General features: G+C 64.1%; 9 protein-coding genes, 1 tRNA gene and 1 pseudogene. 5 read left to right on the top strand and 6 right to left on the bottom strand.

The features are described 5' to 3' along the window. Positions 1-112 precede the first annotated feature (112 nt). Positions 113-1147 carry a Fe(3+) ABC transporter substrate-binding protein gene (locus tag HV823_RS07215; protein WP_176949042.1) on the top strand — a complete coding sequence of 345 codons (1035 nt, stop codon included), beginning with the start codon at positions 113-115 and terminating at the stop codon, positions 1145-1147. A gap of 96 nt (positions 1148-1243) precedes the next feature. Here HV823_RS07215 and HV823_RS07210 read toward each other — a convergent pair whose 3' ends face one another. Continuing rightward, a complete protein-coding gene (locus HV823_RS07210; RefSeq protein ID WP_176949041.1) occupies positions 1244-2740 on the bottom strand; it encodes a CoA-acylating methylmalonate-semialdehyde dehydrogenase in 1497 nt (498 codons plus the stop codon). 120 nt (positions 2741-2860) lie between these two features. Here HV823_RS07210 and HV823_RS07205 point away from each other — a divergent pair, with 120 nt between their 5' ends. Beyond that, positions 2861-3742 carry a LysR family transcriptional regulator gene (locus HV823_RS07205; protein ID WP_176949040.1) on the top strand — a complete coding sequence of 294 codons (882 nt, stop codon included), beginning with the start codon at positions 2861-2863 and terminating at the stop codon, positions 3740-3742. Between the two features lie 108 nt (positions 3743-3850). On the opposite strand, the gene HV823_RS07200 is transcribed toward HV823_RS07205, so the two are convergent. Both HV823_RS07200 and HV823_RS07195 read right to left on the bottom strand, forming a co-directional pair. After that, the gene (locus HV823_RS07200) at positions 3851-4903 is read right to left on the bottom strand and encodes an NAD(P)-dependent alcohol dehydrogenase (RefSeq protein ID WP_176949039.1); all 1053 of its coding nucleotides are present in this window, start codon (positions 4901-4903) and stop codon (positions 3851-3853) included. 366 nt (positions 4904-5269) lie between these two features. Continuing rightward, entirely contained in the window at positions 5270-5668 is a 399-nt protein-coding gene (locus HV823_RS07195) for a (R)-mandelonitrile lyase (protein WP_176949038.1), read from the bottom strand. 126 nt (positions 5669-5794) lie between these two features. Between HV823_RS07195 and HV823_RS07190 the strand changes: the two are divergent. Then, positions 5795-6691 (top strand): annotated as a pseudogene (locus tag HV823_RS07190) (LysR family transcriptional regulator). A gap of 91 nt (positions 6692-6782) precedes the next feature. Here the strand turns inward: HV823_RS07190 and HV823_RS07185 are convergent. Then, positions 6783-6859: transfer RNA gene (locus HV823_RS07185), tRNA-His, on the bottom strand. 178 nt (positions 6860-7037) lie between these two features. Continuing rightward, positions 7038-7487: a phasin gene (locus HV823_RS07180; protein WP_176949037.1), complete on the bottom strand. Its 450-nt coding sequence runs from the start codon at positions 7485-7487 to the stop codon at positions 7038-7040. Positions 7488-7719: 232 nt separating this feature from the next. Between HV823_RS07180 and HV823_RS07175 the strand changes: the two genes are divergently transcribed. After that, positions 7720-11301 carry a PAS domain S-box protein gene (locus tag HV823_RS07175; RefSeq protein WP_176949036.1) on the top strand — a complete coding sequence of 1194 codons (3582 nt, stop codon included), beginning with the start codon at positions 7720-7722 and terminating at the stop codon, positions 11299-11301. Positions 11302-11543: 242 nt separating this feature from the next. Beyond that, complete coding sequence (locus HV823_RS07170) at positions 11544-13127, top strand: ABC transporter permease (RefSeq protein WP_176949081.1); 1584 nt, start codon at positions 11544-11546, stop codon at positions 13125-13127. A gap of 271 nt (positions 13128-13398) precedes the next feature. On the opposite strand, the gene HV823_RS07165 is transcribed toward HV823_RS07170, so the two are convergent. Beyond that, on the bottom strand, positions 13399-15351 hold the full coding sequence (locus HV823_RS07165) for an acetoacetate--CoA ligase (protein ID WP_176949035.1): 1953 nt from the start codon (positions 15349-15351) through the stop codon (positions 13399-13401). Between the last annotated feature and the right edge of the window lie 17 nt (positions 15352-15368).

The following is a 15368-nucleotide window of genomic DNA, read 5'->3' as shown; positions in this document are numbered from 1 at the left end:
TTCCAAAAAACCGGAAAATCAAATTCATGTTATGACCAGCCGCGGCAATTGACTGCCGACCACACCCCGCTAAACGTGACTACGCCAGTTAAGATATAAGGAGGACCGTCCCATGGCAAATTCATGGAAGATCGCACTTGCCTTTGCGCTTGCCGCGGGCACCGCCGCGCCGGCGCTGGCGGATGGGGAAGTAAACATCTATTCCTATCGCCAGCCGGACCTGATCAAGCCGCTGCTCGACCGCTTCACCCAGGAGACCGGGATCGCGACGAACGTGCTTTTCCTCGACAAGGGTCTTGTCGAACGCATCCAGGCGGAAGGCGAGAATTCGCCCGCGGACATCATCCTGACCGTCGACATCAGCCGCCTCACCGAAGCCAAGGACGCCGGCGTCACACAGCCGATCAAGAGCGCCGTCGTGGACACCGATATCCCGGCACAGTATCGCGATCCCGATGGCGCCTGGGTCGGCCTGACCACGCGCGGCCGCGTCGTCTACGCCTCCAAGGACCGCGTCGCGCAGGATACGATCACCTACGAAGAGCTTGCCGACCCGAAGTGGAAGGGCAAGATCTGCATCCGCGATGCACAGCACTCCTATAACGTCGGTCTGATCGCATCGCTCATCGCCCATGAGGGCGAGGCAAAGGCGGAAGAGTGGCTGAAGGGGCTGAAGGCCAACCTTGCCCGCAAACCGGATGGCGGCGACCGTGACCAGGCCAAGGCCATCTTCGCCGGCGAATGCGATATCGCCCTCGGCAATACCTACTATGTCGGTCTGATGATGACCAACGACAAGGAGACGGAGCAGAAGGACTGGGCCAACTCGATCAAGGTCCTGTTCCCCAACTCCAACGATCGCGGCACGCATGTGAACGTCTCGGGCGTCGCCTTGGCGAAGAACGCGCCGAACAAGGAGAATGCTCAGAAGCTGATCGACTTCCTCGCTTCCGGCGAAGCCCAGGAAATCTATGCCGAGCAGGTCTTCGAATATCCTGTCATGCCGGGCAAGGAGCCCACGGACATCGTGAAGTCGTTCGGCACCATCAAGCCGGACACGCTGCCGCTCGCAGAGATCGCCGCCAATCGCAAGAGGGCTTCGGAACTGGTCGACAAGGTCGGCGTGAACGACGGCCCTGCCAACTGATCGATCCAGGCGATTTCCTAAAAAGCGTACGGCGGCCGAAAGGCCGCCGTTTTCTTTTGGTCAGTGGGCCCTGCAATCAAGGCCCTCTATCCAAGCTTACTTCATCGTCGGCATGACGAACTCGGCGCCATCCTTGATACCCGACGGCCAGCGACTCGTGACCGTCTTGGTGCGCGTCCAGAACTTGATCGAATCCGTGCCGTGCTGGTTGAGATCGCCGAAGGAAGACGCCTTCCAGCCGCCGAAGGAGTGGTAGGCAAGCGGAACCGGGATCGGCACGTTGACGCCGACCATGCCGATGTTGATGCGGGAGGCAAAGTCGCGGGCCGCATCGCCGTCGCGGGTGTAGATCGCGACGCCGTTGCCGTATTCGTGCTTCATCGGGAGCGAAAGCGCTTCCTCGTAGTTCTTGGCGCGCACGACCGACAGGACCGGCCCGAAGATCTCGGTCTTGTAGATGTCCATGTCGGGCGTGACGTTGTCGAACAGGCAGCCACCGACGAAGTAGCCGTCCTCATAGCCCTGAAGCTTAAAATCGCGCCCGTCGACGACGAGCTTCGCGCCCTCTTCCACACCGCGGTCGATCAGGCCCTTGATGCGCGCCTGGGCTTCCTTGGTGACGACCGGGCCGAGATCGGCCTTCTCGTCGGTATACGGACCGATGCGCAGGCTCTCGACCATCGGCGTCAGCTTGTCGATCAGGCGATTGGCGGTTTCCTCGCCGACCGGGACGGCGACCGAGATCGCCATGCAGCGTTCGCCGGCGGACCCGTAGCCGGCACCCATCAGCGCGTTTGCGGCCTGGTCGAGGTCGGCATCGGGCATGATGATCATGTGGTTCTTGGCGCCGCCGAAGCACTGGGCGCGCTTGCCGTTCGCCGCCGCGGTGCCATAGACGTAGCGGGCGATCGGCGTGGAGCCGACGAAGGATACCGCGCCAATGTCCGGATGGGTGAGGATCGCGTCGACCGCGCCCTTGTCGCCGTTGACGACGTTGAGAACGCCGGCAGGCAGGCCGGCCTCGATCATCAGCTCCGCAAGGCGGATCGGAACGGAGGGGTCACGTTCGGAAGGCTTGAGGATGAAGGCGTTGCCGCAGGCGATCGCGGGTGCAAACATCCACATCGGAATCATCGCCGGGAAGTTGAACGGCGTGATGCCGGCGCCGATGCCGACGGCCTGGCGGATCGAATACATGTCGATATTCGGGCCGGCGCCTTCGGTGAACTCGCTCTTGGCGAGATGGGGGATGCCGATGACGAACTCGCAGACCTCAAGACCGCGAACGATGTCGCCCTTGGCGTCCTCGATGGTCTTGCCGTGCTCCTTCGAGAGCATCTCGGCCAGGTCGTTCATGTTCTCGTTCAGGAGCTGGACGAACTTCATGAACACGCGGGCGCGGCGCTGCGGATTGGTCGCAGCCCAGGCGGGCTGGGCGGCCTTGGCCACTTCAACGGCGGCGGCGAGCTCGGCATCGTTTGCGAGCGCGACCTTTGCCTGCACTTCGCCGGTGGCGGGGTTGAATACGTCGGCCGTGCGGCCGCTCTTGCCGGCAACGTGCTTGCCGCCGATGAAATGTCCGATCTCACGCATGGGATTTCCTCCAAGTGTTTATGAAAGCATGATCGCACTACAAATTGCTCAACTCAATCGCCTGATGTAAGCAACCGTTGTGCATAAATTATAGCCCAAACCGGGATCGAAGGCGAAATCATGAACTGGGATGACGTTCGCATGTTTCTCGCGGTTGCCCGCACCGGACAACTGCTGGCCGCCTCCCGCCGGCTCGGTGTCAACCACGCGACCCTCAGCCGCCGCGTCAGCGCGCTGGAAAGAGAGATGAAGACGCGGCTTCTGGTGCGGCGCACCAACGGCTGCGACCTCACGGCGGAGGGCGAAGTGTTCCTCCACGCCGCCGAGCGGATGGAGACGGAAATGCTGACCGCCCAGGCCAGCATCGGCCGCATCGATGCGGCGGTTGCCGGCACGGTGCGCATCGGCGCGCCGGACGGCTTCGGCGTGTCGTTCCTGGCGCCGCGTCTCGGCCGGCTGACCGCGCGCCACCCGGAACTGAAAATCCAGCTCGTGCCGGTCCCGCGCTCCTTCTCCCTTTCGCAGCGCGAAGCGGATATCGCCATCACGCTCGAGCGGCCCGATCAGGGCCGGCTCGTCTCGTCCAAGCTGACCGACTATACGCTCGGACTCTATGCAAGTCGCGGCTATCTTGCCGGCAACGGCGAACCCGGCGACGTCGAGGCGCTGAAAGCGCATCGACGCATCGGCTATGTGGAGGACCTGATCTTCACTGCCTCACTCGACTTTACCGGCGAGATTCTGCGCAACTGGAACGCTTCCTTCGAGATATCGAGCGCCACGGGCCAGACGGAAGCCGTGCGTTCCGGTGCCGGCATCGGCATCCTTCACAACTATATCGCCCGGCAGGACCCGGAACTCGTGCGCATCCTCCCGGACACCACGATCCGGCGGGCTTACTGGACCACCTATCATGAAAGTGCCCGGGATCTTGCCCGGGTGCGCACGGTGACAGCCTTCGTCCAGGAACTGGTCGATCAGGAACAGGGAATCTTCGTCTGATGCGGGTCCGGCCGCGTTCCCGCGGCACGAGAGGCAGCACATGACCGGGCCATGGCGAGGACCCGGTCATGTATGTTCAAATCAAGCCTCAGCAGCCCTGCCGAGGCATCACTGCGAAGCCTGAAGCGACGCCATGTCGATGACGAAGCGATAGCGCACGTCCGAGCGCTCCATCCGGTCGAAGGCCTCGTTGATCTGATCCATGCGGATCATTTCGACATCGGGAAGCACGTTCTTGCGAGCGCAGAAGTCGAGAAGCTCCTGCGTCTGGCGGATGCCGCCGATCGGCGAGCCGGCGACGCGACGGCGCCCCAGCAGCATGGGAACGCTGTTGAACGCGCTCATCGGACCGACCTGACCGACGATGACCAGCGTGCCGTCCACATCCAGCAACGGCAGGTAGGGATCGAGATCGTGCTTGACGGGGACGGTATCGACGATCAGGTCGAAGCTGGACTGTGCCGCCTTCATCGCCTCTGCATCCGTCGAGATCAGCAGCTTGTCGGCGCCGAGCGCAAGCGCATCCTCCGCCTTGCCGCTCGAACGGCTGAGCACGGTCACCTCCGCGCCCATCGCCGCGGCAAGCTTGACGGCCATGTGTCCGAGACCGCCGAGCCCGATCACCCCGACACGGCTGCCGGGACCGACGTTCCACGTCCTGAGCGGCGAATAGGTGGTGATGCCGGCGCACAGCAAAGGTGCGGCGCGGGACAGGTCGAGCCCGTCCGGAATGCGGCAGGCGAACTCCTCGCGAACGACGAGGTGCTTGGAGTAACCGCCGCGCGTGATATCGCCTGTGATGCGGTCGGGCGCGTTGTATGTGCCGGTGTTGCCATTCCGGCAAAGCTGCTCCTCGCCGCGCCCGCACTGGTCGCATTCGAGGCAACTGTCGACCATGCAGCCGACCGCGACGTGATCGCCCACCTTGTAGCGGGTCACATCGCTGCCGATCTCGATGACGCGCCCGACGATCTCATGGCCTGGAACCAGCGGATAGACCGTCCAGTGCCAGTCGTTGCGCGCCATATGCAGATCCGAATGGCAGACCCCGGAATAGAGGATCTCCATGACGACGTCGTTCGGGCGCGGAGCGCGGCGCTCGAACGTGAACGGAACGAGCGGCTCCCTGGCGTCGGTCGCGGCAAAACCATAGCTTTTCATGCGGCAATTCCTTCTATTTGCACGAACTGATGACATTGAAACGGAAATCTACGGAGGACGCGGGCCTGACGATTTGCGGGATAGCGTGCCCCCTGGATCTCCAAGTTTTGCAGGACCTCGTTCATGCCGGCGTGTTCGCTTTCCGACAATTCGACGTTCCTGCTCGAAGATTCTCATCGAGGCGGTGAAGCTTGGTCGTCCCGGGGATCAGATCGACGGCATCGGAACGCCCAAGACCTGCGCCATAGCCGAAGTTCAGGCCCATGCAACCGAAGCCAAATTCCGAAACCTGCCGTTGCGGCCAGGAACACGCTTCCTTATCACGCCATCTCTTTCATTTCGGGAATGTATTCATCGCGGGAAAGATCAGGCGGCACCATATTGCGCGTCCGTGACCTTCTCCATCCAGTCAACTGCCTTGCCGTCCAAGGCCTCCTGGATGGCGATATGGGTCATCGCCGTCGTCGGACCAGCGCCATGCCAGTGTTTTTCACCGGGCTCGAACCAGACCACATCGCCCGGCCGGATCTCCTCGATCGGGCCGCCTTCACGCTGTACGCGGCCGTAACCGGCCGTGACGATCAGAACCTGCCCGAGCGGATGCGTGTGCCAGGCGGTGCGCGCGCCGGGCTCGAACGTCACCGCATTGCCTGCCGCCCGCGCGGGCGAACTTGTGGGAAAGAGCGGATCGATGCGTACGGCTCCGGTGAACCAGTCGGATGGTCCCTTGGTCGAAGCCTGGCTTCCTGCGCGGCGAATTTCCATCGGATGCTCCTTCGCGTCCACATGCCCGATCGGCGCGTATGCGCCATTCTCCGAGCCACCATAGCACCTGGCCTTCAACGCGATTAGCCAGTAGAGATCGCATGTACTTATGAGTGAGGCTCATCAATGCTGCGTGAAAACCTGAACGATCTCCTGGCATTCGTGACTGTGGCGCGCGAGCGTAGCTTCACGCGCGCGGCAGCCCGGCTCGGCGTTTCGCAATCGGCGCTGAGCCATGCGATGCGGGGGCTCGAAGGCCGGCTCGGCATCAGCCTTCTCTCGCGCACGACCCGAAGCGTTTCGCCGACCGAAGCCGGCGAACGGCTTCTCTCCAGCATCGCGCCGCTCCTCGAACAGATGGAAGGCGAGATCGTATCGCTCAGCGACCTGCGGGACAAGCCGTCGGGAACGATCCGGATCACCACCTCCGACCATCCGGCCAGGACCATCCTGCTGCCCGTTCTGTAAAAGCTGCTGCCGCTCTATCCCGACATCAAGGTGGAGATCGTCATCGACCACGGGCTGACAAACATCGTGGCGGAGCGCTACGATGCGGGCATTCGCCTCGGCGAGCAGGTCGAGAAAGACATGATCGCGGTCAGGATCGGGCCGGACATACGCTTCGTCGTGGTCGGATCGCCGCACTACATGGCGGGGCGCGAAAAGCCGCAGACGCCGCGCGACCTAACGGCCCACAACTGCATCAACCTTCGCCTGCCGACCTATGGCGGCCTCTATGCCTGGGAATTCGAGAAGGACGGGCAGGCGCTCAACGTTCGCGTCGACGGCCAGATCACCTCCAATCTCGCCGATCAGGCGATCGCCGCCGCCGTGGCCGGCCTCGGCCTCGCCTTTGTGCCGGAAGGTATGGCCCTGCCCCACATCAGGTCCGGCGCGCTTGTCATGCTCCTGGAAGACTGGTGCCCTCACTTTCCGGGCTATCACCTCTATTTCCCCAGCCGCCGCCAGCAATCACCAGCCCTCGCGCTGCTGGCGGACGCCCTGCGCTATCGCAGCGGTTAGAATGAACAGCGATGGCGACGGCCCAAAAAAGCCGCAAGCCGGCCTTCGAAACCAGCCATGCCAGGCAAATATATAGGGACATGGGGAAAAATGGTACGGTTGGAGGGGATCGAACCTTCGACCTCAGGTGCCACAAACCTGCGCTCTAACCAACTGAGCTACAACCGCACTCGAAGCGCCTTGGCGCTTGGGCGTTCACATACGGGCAGGCAGCCGAGATTGCAAGCCCCTAGTTGACCCTTCCATATTAAAAAGGGCCGGACGAGGCGTCCAGCCCTTCCTGCCCCTGGCGTCCGGCGCTACGCTGCAAGCAAGAGCGAGGCAGACGCCTTCCTGATGGGTATGCTCATGCGGCCTTGAAGGTCTTCAGCGTCTTTTCGGCAGCCGACTTGCCGGGCTCGGCAACCTTCTCGGCAACCTTGCGGGTTGCTTCCTGCATGGACTTTGCCTGATCGACGACGACCTCGGCCTGCTTGCGCAGGAAGGCGGTCTGCAGTTCGAACAGTTCGGAAACGGACTTCACGCCGAGCAGCGCTTCCATGTGCGAAAGCGAGCTCTCGGCATTGGTGCGCAGCGCGTCGATTGCGGCAAGGCCGAGTTCGACGGTGCCGGCCTGGGCGTTTTCGAGGGTTGCCTCGACGACCTTCGTCGCGTCTTCGGTGGCGGTCTTCAGCTTGGAATAGGCTTCCTTGCTCTGAACGGCGCCCTTCTCGGCGAATTCGCGGAAGCTATCGGATACCTTGGCCGGGTCGAATGCGGCAAAGGAGAATACGTCATCGGTCTTCTTGACTGCCATTTCAATCGTCCTTGATATGGCCCTCCCGCGGAGGGCCTGATTGGGGAATGAGTTGCTTATATACGATCTTATTGTGCATTGCAACATTTTTGTGCGACGCACAACGTTAACCCTGCCGCCCGAAAGACCGGGATGGTGAGAGCGGCGAAGCTGGACCCGCCGGGTGCCCGACGCTATTAATAAAGCGTTAAGCGTGCGGCGGTGGCCGCCGGGAACCCATGACAGGCTGCCGATGTCCGCTCATCAGTACCCCTTTATAGACGTCGCCGTGCACGAACGGGTGCGCCTTCCGTTCGCCCGTGGCGAAGCGGTGGTGCTGTTTTCGCTCGACATGCAGAGCGTTCTCTGGGCGAACGGCCGCGGCGCCGCGCTCTTCGGGCACATGTCGATCTACGATTTTCTCGACGCCCCCCTGCCCGTCGGCGACGTGGTTTTCCGCCAGCTTGCAGCGGCCGCGCGCCAGCTGCCGCATAGCGGAATCGGGCGCAGCATGCTTTTGCGCATCGGCACCGGATATCGCGGCCTGCCCGTGACCACGCATGTCGAGCGCATCACGCTCCAGCCGGGCCAGGACGCCATCCTCTTCAGCACGCCTTCGGCACGAACGGGCGAGACGACCACCGAACGGGCCGCTTCGCTGCTGGCCGGTTTCGACGATCCGGACACGCATATGGCTGTCCTCGGCGATGACGGGGCCATCGTCGCCGCCTCGCCCGGCTTCGGCCGCCTCGGCATCAGCGAGGAGGCGCGGCGACGGATGGTGGAGGCTGCAAGGCGCGAGACCGACGGGCTCATCAAGCGCCCCGTGCCGACCGGCAAGGGCCTGCTGCCTGCAGCGCTCGGACGCATTTCCGACGAACCGGCGCTCAACCTGCTTTTCGCAGTCGAGACCATTCTCGGCCACATGGACCCGGAACAGGAGATCGTCAGCGCGGCTTCTGCCGACGCGGCCTTGACGTCAGAAGGTGCACCCCTGGCAAGCGACGCCGTGGCGGACGGCATCGCACAGCAGCCGGCAGCCGGCGAGCCGATGCCGGCGCAAGAACCGACTGAAGCCATAGGGACGGCTTCGGTGGAGGAGATCCAATCTCCGGAAGCCGAACCGCTGGCAGACGTTTCGACTGAGCCGCCGGCCAATGACGTTCCTGTGGAGACCCCGGTCGAAGCTGTCGAGAGCGACAGCGAGCCCGCCCCTGCGGCTGCCGACGCCGACATTCCGGCCCAGGCGGCACAGTCTGGGAGCGCAGACGACGCGCATCCGACGCCGGAGAGCCATGTCGAACCGGCTTCCGCCACGCCCGAACGGTCCGGCCGCCCCGTCCGCTTCGTCTGGAAGATCGACGCGGAAGGCGTGTTCAGCGAACTCTCCGACGAGTTCGCCGAGGTCGTCGGTCCGCATGCGGCCGATGTGATCGGCGTGCAGTTTACGGAGGTCGCCCGTCGCTTCGGCTTCGATATGGACGGCGCGATCGCCGAGCAGTTGCACCGGCGCGACACCTGGTCGGGCAAGACGATCCAGTGGCCGATCGAGGGAACGAACCTGCTCGTGCCCGTCGATCTCGCAGCCCTCCCCACCTATTCGCGCAACCGCGAATTCGACGGCTTCCGCGGCTTCGGCATCGTGCGGACCGCGGACGCCGTGGAGGATCCGAACGGCCTCGGCCTCAAGATCGGCGCGCTCGACTTCCCGGACGCAGACGATTTCGGGCAGGCAGACATTTCTTCCGACGACGCGCCGGGCGACCTGGCGTACGCGGCGGCCGGCGAAACCTCACAACCTCCTTCGGTGCTCGACGAATTGCTTGAAGAGGAAATGGAGGGCGAGGCGCCTGCGCACTCCGCCGACATTGGCGAGCCCATCGCGGACAGCCCGGACCATGCCGAGACCGAAGACGATTTCCGTGGCGAGCGTCCTGCCCTTCGCCTCGTCGAACCCGCCGCCCACCGCCCGTCGGAAAAGGTCGTCCAGTTGGACGATCGACGCGGACCCTCCGCCCTGACCAGCGGCGAACAGGCCGCCTTCCGCGAGATCGCCCGCCAGCTCGGCGAGACGTTCGGCAAGCGCCAGCCCGGCGACGTACCGCAGCAGAACCGGCCTGCAGAGCCGAAGGCCGAAGGCGAGCAACTTCCGGCCACCAGGACCCAAGCGGAGGACGCTGTCGAAAATGCCCCGGCGGCGGAGGCCGCCACCGAAGCGCCGGAACCGCCGCAGACCGATGGACAGGCCGCAGACAGCGACGAGATCCCCGGCCTCGAGGTCGGCGAGCATGCTGACGATGCTCCGCCGAAGAGCATGGCGATCACCGCGGCCAGGACGGCCATGGACTACGGGCTGACGGCATCGGTCGTCGACGCCTTGCCGGTGGCACTCCTGATCCATGCGGGCGACCGGATGATCCACGCCAATCCGGAATTCCTCACGCTTACGGGCTTTGCTTCGCTAGACGAGCTGGAGCAGGCCGGCGGAATGGATATCCTGCTGGACCAGCCTGCCGCCGAAGACGAGGCCCAGCCGGGCTCGATGCTGCTGCACCATGCGGACGGCGTCACGGCCACGCCCGTCAGCGCCCGCCTGCAATCCATCCGCTGGGAAAGCGGCACCGCGCTCATGCTGGCGCTGTCGCCAGCCGCATCGCCGGAGCCAGAAGCGCCAGCGGTCGAGCCCGTGGCCGCCGAATCCGCCAACCTTTCGGCGCTTCGCAACGAAGCCAGCGAGTTGCGCTCCATCCTCGAGACCGCGACCGATGGCGTCGTCGTGGTGGACCAGGAAGGTGAGATCCGCTCGATCAACCGCTCGGCCAGCGCGCTCTTCAACTATGACGAGGAGGAGGTGCGCGGAAAGCCGTTCGCCATCCTCTTCGCGCATGAGAGCCAGAAGGCCGTTATCGACTATCTCGCCGGGCTCGCCGGCCATGGCGTGGCGAGCGTGCTGAACGACGGTCGCGAGGTCATCGGCCGGGAGGCCTCCGGCGGCTTCATTCCGCTGTTCATGACGATGGGTCGCCTCTCCTCATCCAGCGGCTATTGCGCGGTCATCCGCGACATCACCCAGTGGAAGCGAACCGAAGAAGAACTGCGCAACGCCAAGCGGGCGGCCGAGACGGCGAACGCCCACAAGAGCGAATTCCTCGCCCGCGTCAGCCACGAGATCCGCACCCCGCTCAACGCCATTATCGGCTTTTCCGACATGATGGCAGGCGAGCGCTTCGGCCCGATCGGCCATCCGCGCTATGTCGAATATGCCAACGACATCGGCCGGTCCGGCCGGCACGTGCTCGACATCGTCAACGACCTGCTCGACATCTCCAAGATCGAGGCGGGCGAGATGGAGCTCGACTTCACCGCTGTCGGCCTGAACGACACCATCTCCGAGGCGGTTGCGCTGGTCCAGCCGCAGGCGAACAGCCAGCGGGTGATCATCCGCACTTCGCTTTCGACGGCGGTTCCGCCAGTCGTGGCGGATCTGCGCTCGATCAAGCAGATCGCCCTCAACATCCTCGCCAACGCGATCCGCTTCACGCCATCCGGCGGCCAGATCGTCGTCTCGACCTCCTACGAGGCGAACGGCAGCGTCGTGCTTCGCATCCGCGACACCGGCGTCGGCATGACACGCAGCGAACTGGAGCAGGCGATGAAGCCGTTCCGGCAGGTGACGACGGGCGCGCGCAAGCGCGGCGACGGCACCGGGCTCGGCCTGCCCCTGACCAAAGCGATGGTCGATGCGAACCGCGCCCATTTCGGCATCAACTCCAGCCCGAACGAGGGGACGCTGGTGGAAGTCACCTTTCCGTCGCCGCGCGTGTTGGCAGTCTGAGGCAATTGCGCTAGTTCAGTTTGGCGCGGAACAGGCCGTCCGGCCGCGATCGGCTCGCACGTCGCTGCGATCGGATTCCTCCACGCCCGAATGAACCTTCCCGCAAGGGAAGGGCGCATGAAAGGACGACAGCGTTGCAGGCAATTTCCCGTTTCGCCCATGTGAGGAAGCGCGTCAAATCGGGGGCCAACACCCATCGCACGCTGGTCGCGACAGCGCTCTTCACCTCGCTTGTCGTGCTGATGCCGCTGATCGCCATCATCACGATCGCCGCCGGCGGCTCGGGCAGCGACTGGCCGCACCTGATCAACAATGTCCTGCCGCGCGCGACGGTGCGCACCTTCCTGCTTCTCGCGGGCGTTGCGACGGCGACGGCAATCACCGGCGTCGTGACCGCATGGCTGACGGCGAGTTGCGAATTTCCGCTGCGGCGGCTGCTGACGGTCGCGCTCGTACTGCCGCTGGCAATCCCCTCCTATCTCTCGGCCTATGCGTTCGGCCAGTTCCTGGACTATACCGGCCCCGTCCAGACCGCGATCCGCACGCTTTTCGGCTTTGCGACGCGGCGGGACTACTGGTTCCCCGAGGTGCGCACCACCGGGGGCGCGGTGCTGGTGCTTGCGAGCGTCCTCTATCCCTATGTGTTTCTTGCCGCACGCGCGATGTTCCTGATGCAGGGCCGCGCCGCCGCCGACGTGGCCCGCACGCTCGGCGCCGGCCCGCTGACCGTCTTCACCAAGGTCCAGATCCCGATGGCGCGGCCGGCGATCATGGTCGGCCTGACGCTCGTCGCCATGGAGACGCTGAACGACATCGGCGCGGTGGAATACCTCGGCGTGCAGACCCTGACATTCTCGATCTTCGATACCTGGCTCAACCGTGGTAGCCTTGCAGGGGCGGCACAGATCGCCTGCGTCATGCTCGTCTTCGTAGCCATGCTGCTCGTGATCGAGCGCGCGGCCCGACGCCGGCAGCGCTTCACCAGCAACAAGACGACTGCGGCGGTGGCCGATTCGACCCGCCTCAGGCTCACCGGCTGGAAGCGCTGGACGGCAGTCGTCGCCTGCCTCCTCCCACCGGCATTCGGCTTTGCCATCCCCGTGCTCGTCCTTGGAAGCTATGCGCTGCAGCGGCTCGACCAGTTCGCCTCGCTGCGCCTTCTCTCCGCGCTCTGGCACAGCGTGCTGATCTCTTTTTCGACCGCATGCGTCGCCGTGCTGCTCGCCTTCCTGCTCGCCTATGCCGCGCGCACGGCGCGCTCGCCGATGACCATCCTTGCCGGGCGCCTCGCCTCGTTCGGCTATGGCGTGCCCGGCACCGTTCTGGCGATGGGCGTTCTCATTCCGCTGGCACGCTTCGACAACGGCGTCGACGCTGTCATGCGGGAGTGGTTCGGCCTCTCGACGGGCCTGCTTCTGACCGGCAGCGGCGTCGCCATCGTATACGCCTGCACCGTCCGATTCCTGACGATGGCGGAAGGCACGATCGACGCCGGCTTCCACAAGCTTTCGCCGCACCTCGACATGGCTTCGCGGACGCTGGGACGCACGAGCGCCCAGACATTGCGTGCCGTCCTGCTGCCGATGATGCGCCCCGCGACGTTGACGGCGGCACTGATGGTGTTCATCGAGGCGATGAAGGAACTATCGGCCACGATCATGCTGCGCCCGTTCAACTTCAATACGCTGGCGACGCTCGTTTACGAGGATGCCTCTCGTGCCAAGGTGGAGGATGCGTCGGTGGCGGCGATGATCATCGTCGCGGCCGGGCTCATTCCCGTTTTCTTCGTCTCACGTTCACTGAACCGCACGAACGGCGGCAAATAAAAAGCGGGCGACCTTTCGGCCGCCCGTCACAATTCTATGCTGTCCAACCAAAGCGTCAGGTTACGACGTCATGCCATGAAGGCGGCAAGGCCGCCGATCGTCCTCACATTGGACGTGCTCAAGTCGCAATGACCATGGCCGTTCGCACCTTAACAAATCCTTACCTGACGAATTTCAAGCCGCACCCGACATTCACTTCTTGGTGAAACTGGTTAATTCCGGCGGCTTGAAATCGTTAACGGCATCAGAGGCTTACGCAAGGGGAGGCAGATCAGTCCTGCAACTGAGGCAGGTTGGCGAACAGTTCCAACGCCTCCGGATTGGCCAGAGCCTCCTTGTTCTTCACCGGTCTCCCGTGCACCACTTCGCGCACGGCGAGTTCGACGATCTTGCCGGATTTGGTGCGCGGGATGTCGGCAACCGCAACGATCCTGGCAGGCACGTGACGCGGCGAGGCGCCGGTGCGGATGCGGGTCCGGATCGCCTTTTCCAACGACTCGTCCAGCACGTGGCCGGGCGAAAGCCGCACGAAGAGAACGACACGCACGTCGTCATCCCAGTCCTGGCCGATGCACAGGGCTTCGGCCACTTCCTCCATCTGCTCTACCTGGTTATAGATCTCGGCGGTGCCGATCCGCACGCCGCCGGGATTGAGCGTGGCGTCCGAGCGGCCATGGATGATGATGCCGCCGTGGCTGGTCCACTCGGCGAAGTCGCCGTGGCACCAGATATTGTCGAAGCGCTCGAAATAGGCCGCGCGATACTTCGCGCCGTCCGGGTCGTTCCAGAACATCACCGGCATCGAGGGAAACGCCTTCGTGCAGACGAGTTCGCCCTTTTCCTGGCGGACCGGCTGGCCCTCCTCGTTCCAGACGTCCATCGCAAGGCCAAGGCCAGGCCCCTGTATTTCCCCGCGCCAGACCGGCTTCAGCGGCACGCCGAGCACGAAGCAGGAGACGATATCGGTTCCCCCGGAGATCGACGCGAGCTGCACGTCGGGCTTGATCCCCTCGTAGACGAAGGTGAAGCCCTCGGGCGACAGCGGCGATCCGGTCGAGGTCAGGAGGCGCAGATCGGAAAGGTCGTGGCTCGTGCGCGGCGTCAGCCCGCCTTTCCTGACCGCGTCGATATACTTCGCCGAGGTGCCGAACACGGCAAAGCCCTCTTCGGCGGCATAATCGAACAGGACGTTGCCGTCGGGATGGAAAGGGGAGCCGTCATAGAGGCAGAGCGTGGCGCCGACGGCGAGGCCGGAGACAAGCCAGTTCCACATCATCCAGCCGCAGGTGGTGAAATAGAAAAGGCGTTCGCCTTCGCGCAGGCCGCAATGATAGCGGTGTTCCTTGAGGTGCTGCAGAAGCGTGCCACCGGCCGAATGGACGATGCACTTCGGCACGCCCGTCGTTCCCGACGAGAACAGGATGTAGAGCGGGTGGGAAAAGGGCAGCCGGCGATAGGCGACGGGCCGGGCCTCGAACGCCGCGATGAAATCGGCAAGCGTCCTGCCCTTTTCGACCGAAGCGGCAACGGCCACCGCGTCGCCGGCATAGGGAATGACCAGAAGCGGCGCGCCGAGCTTTGCCGCGACCGCCTTGACCTTTGCGCGCACGTCCTGGAGCTTGCCGGCATACCAATAGGCGTCGCAAGCAATGAACAGCTTCGGCTCGATCTGGCCGAAGCGATCCAGAACGCCCTGCTCGCCGAAATCGGGCGAGCACGACGACCAGATGGCGCCGAGCGAGGCTGCGGCAAGCATGCAGGCGATGGTCTCGGGCATGTTCGGCATCATGGCCGCGACCCGGTCGCCCTCCCCGATGCCCATGGCGGAAAACGCCTGCTGCAGGCGCGACACGATGGCGTGCAGCTCATCCCAGCTCCAGCGATAGGAGACCTTGTCCTCACCGCGGAACACCAGCGCATCGTCACGCCCGGTCCGGCGCAACAGATTTTCGGCGAAATTCAGCGTCGCATCGGGGAAGAAGTGTGCGTCCAGCATGATGTCGCCGTTGACGAGCGCCCGCTCGCCGCGCGTGCCGATGACCTGACCATCCTCCCAAACGGCAGACCAGAACGCGGCCCGATCCTCCACCGACCAAGCATGAAACTCGTCGTATCCGGAAAACCTGCGACCCGCAGTCTTCGCACAGGCATTCATGAAGAGCGCCATCGGGCTCTTCTCCATGATTTCGCGCGACGGCTCCCAAAGCGGCTTTTGTCCGTTCATTTTGTTCCTCCACTCCA

This window comes from Mycoplana rhizolycopersici, from assembly GCF_013378445.1.
GTDB lineage: Bacteria > Pseudomonadota > Alphaproteobacteria > Rhizobiales > Rhizobiaceae > Mycoplana > Mycoplana rhizolycopersici.
Note: the sequence above shows the minus strand (reverse complement) of the source record. Positions and strands in the feature narration are given on the sequence as shown.

Bases quoted from the DNA above. Each gene is read 5' to 3' on its own strand.
- HV823_RS07215 (WP_176949042.1), top strand. From the start codon at position 113: ATGGCAAATTCATGGAAGATCGCACTTGCCTTTGCGCTTGCCGCGGGC.
- HV823_RS07210 (WP_176949041.1), bottom strand. From the start codon at position 2,740: ATGCGTGAGATCGGACATTTCATCGGCGGCAAGCACGTTGCCGGCAAG.
- HV823_RS07205 (WP_176949040.1), top strand. From the start codon at position 2,861: ATGAACTGGGATGACGTTCGCATGTTTCTCGCGGTTGCCCGCACCGGA.
- HV823_RS07200 (WP_176949039.1), bottom strand. From the start codon at position 4,903: ATGAAAAGCTATGGTTTTGCCGCGACCGACGCCAGGGAGCCGCTCGTT.
- HV823_RS07195 (WP_176949038.1), bottom strand. From the start codon at position 5,668: ATGGAAATTCGCCGCGCAGGAAGCCAGGCTTCGACCAAGGGACCATCC.
- HV823_RS07180 (WP_176949037.1), bottom strand. From the start codon at position 7,487: ATGGCAGTCAAGAAGACCGATGACGTATTCTCCTTTGCCGCATTCGAC.
- HV823_RS07175 (WP_176949036.1), top strand. From the start codon at position 7,720: ATGTCCGCTCATCAGTACCCCTTTATAGACGTCGCCGTGCACGAACGG.
- HV823_RS07170 (WP_176949081.1), top strand. From the start codon at position 11,544: ATGCCGCTGATCGCCATCATCACGATCGCCGCCGGCGGCTCGGGCAGC.
- HV823_RS07165 (WP_176949035.1), bottom strand. From the start codon at position 15,351: ATGAACGGACAAAAGCCGCTTTGGGAGCCGTCGCGCGAAATCATGGAG.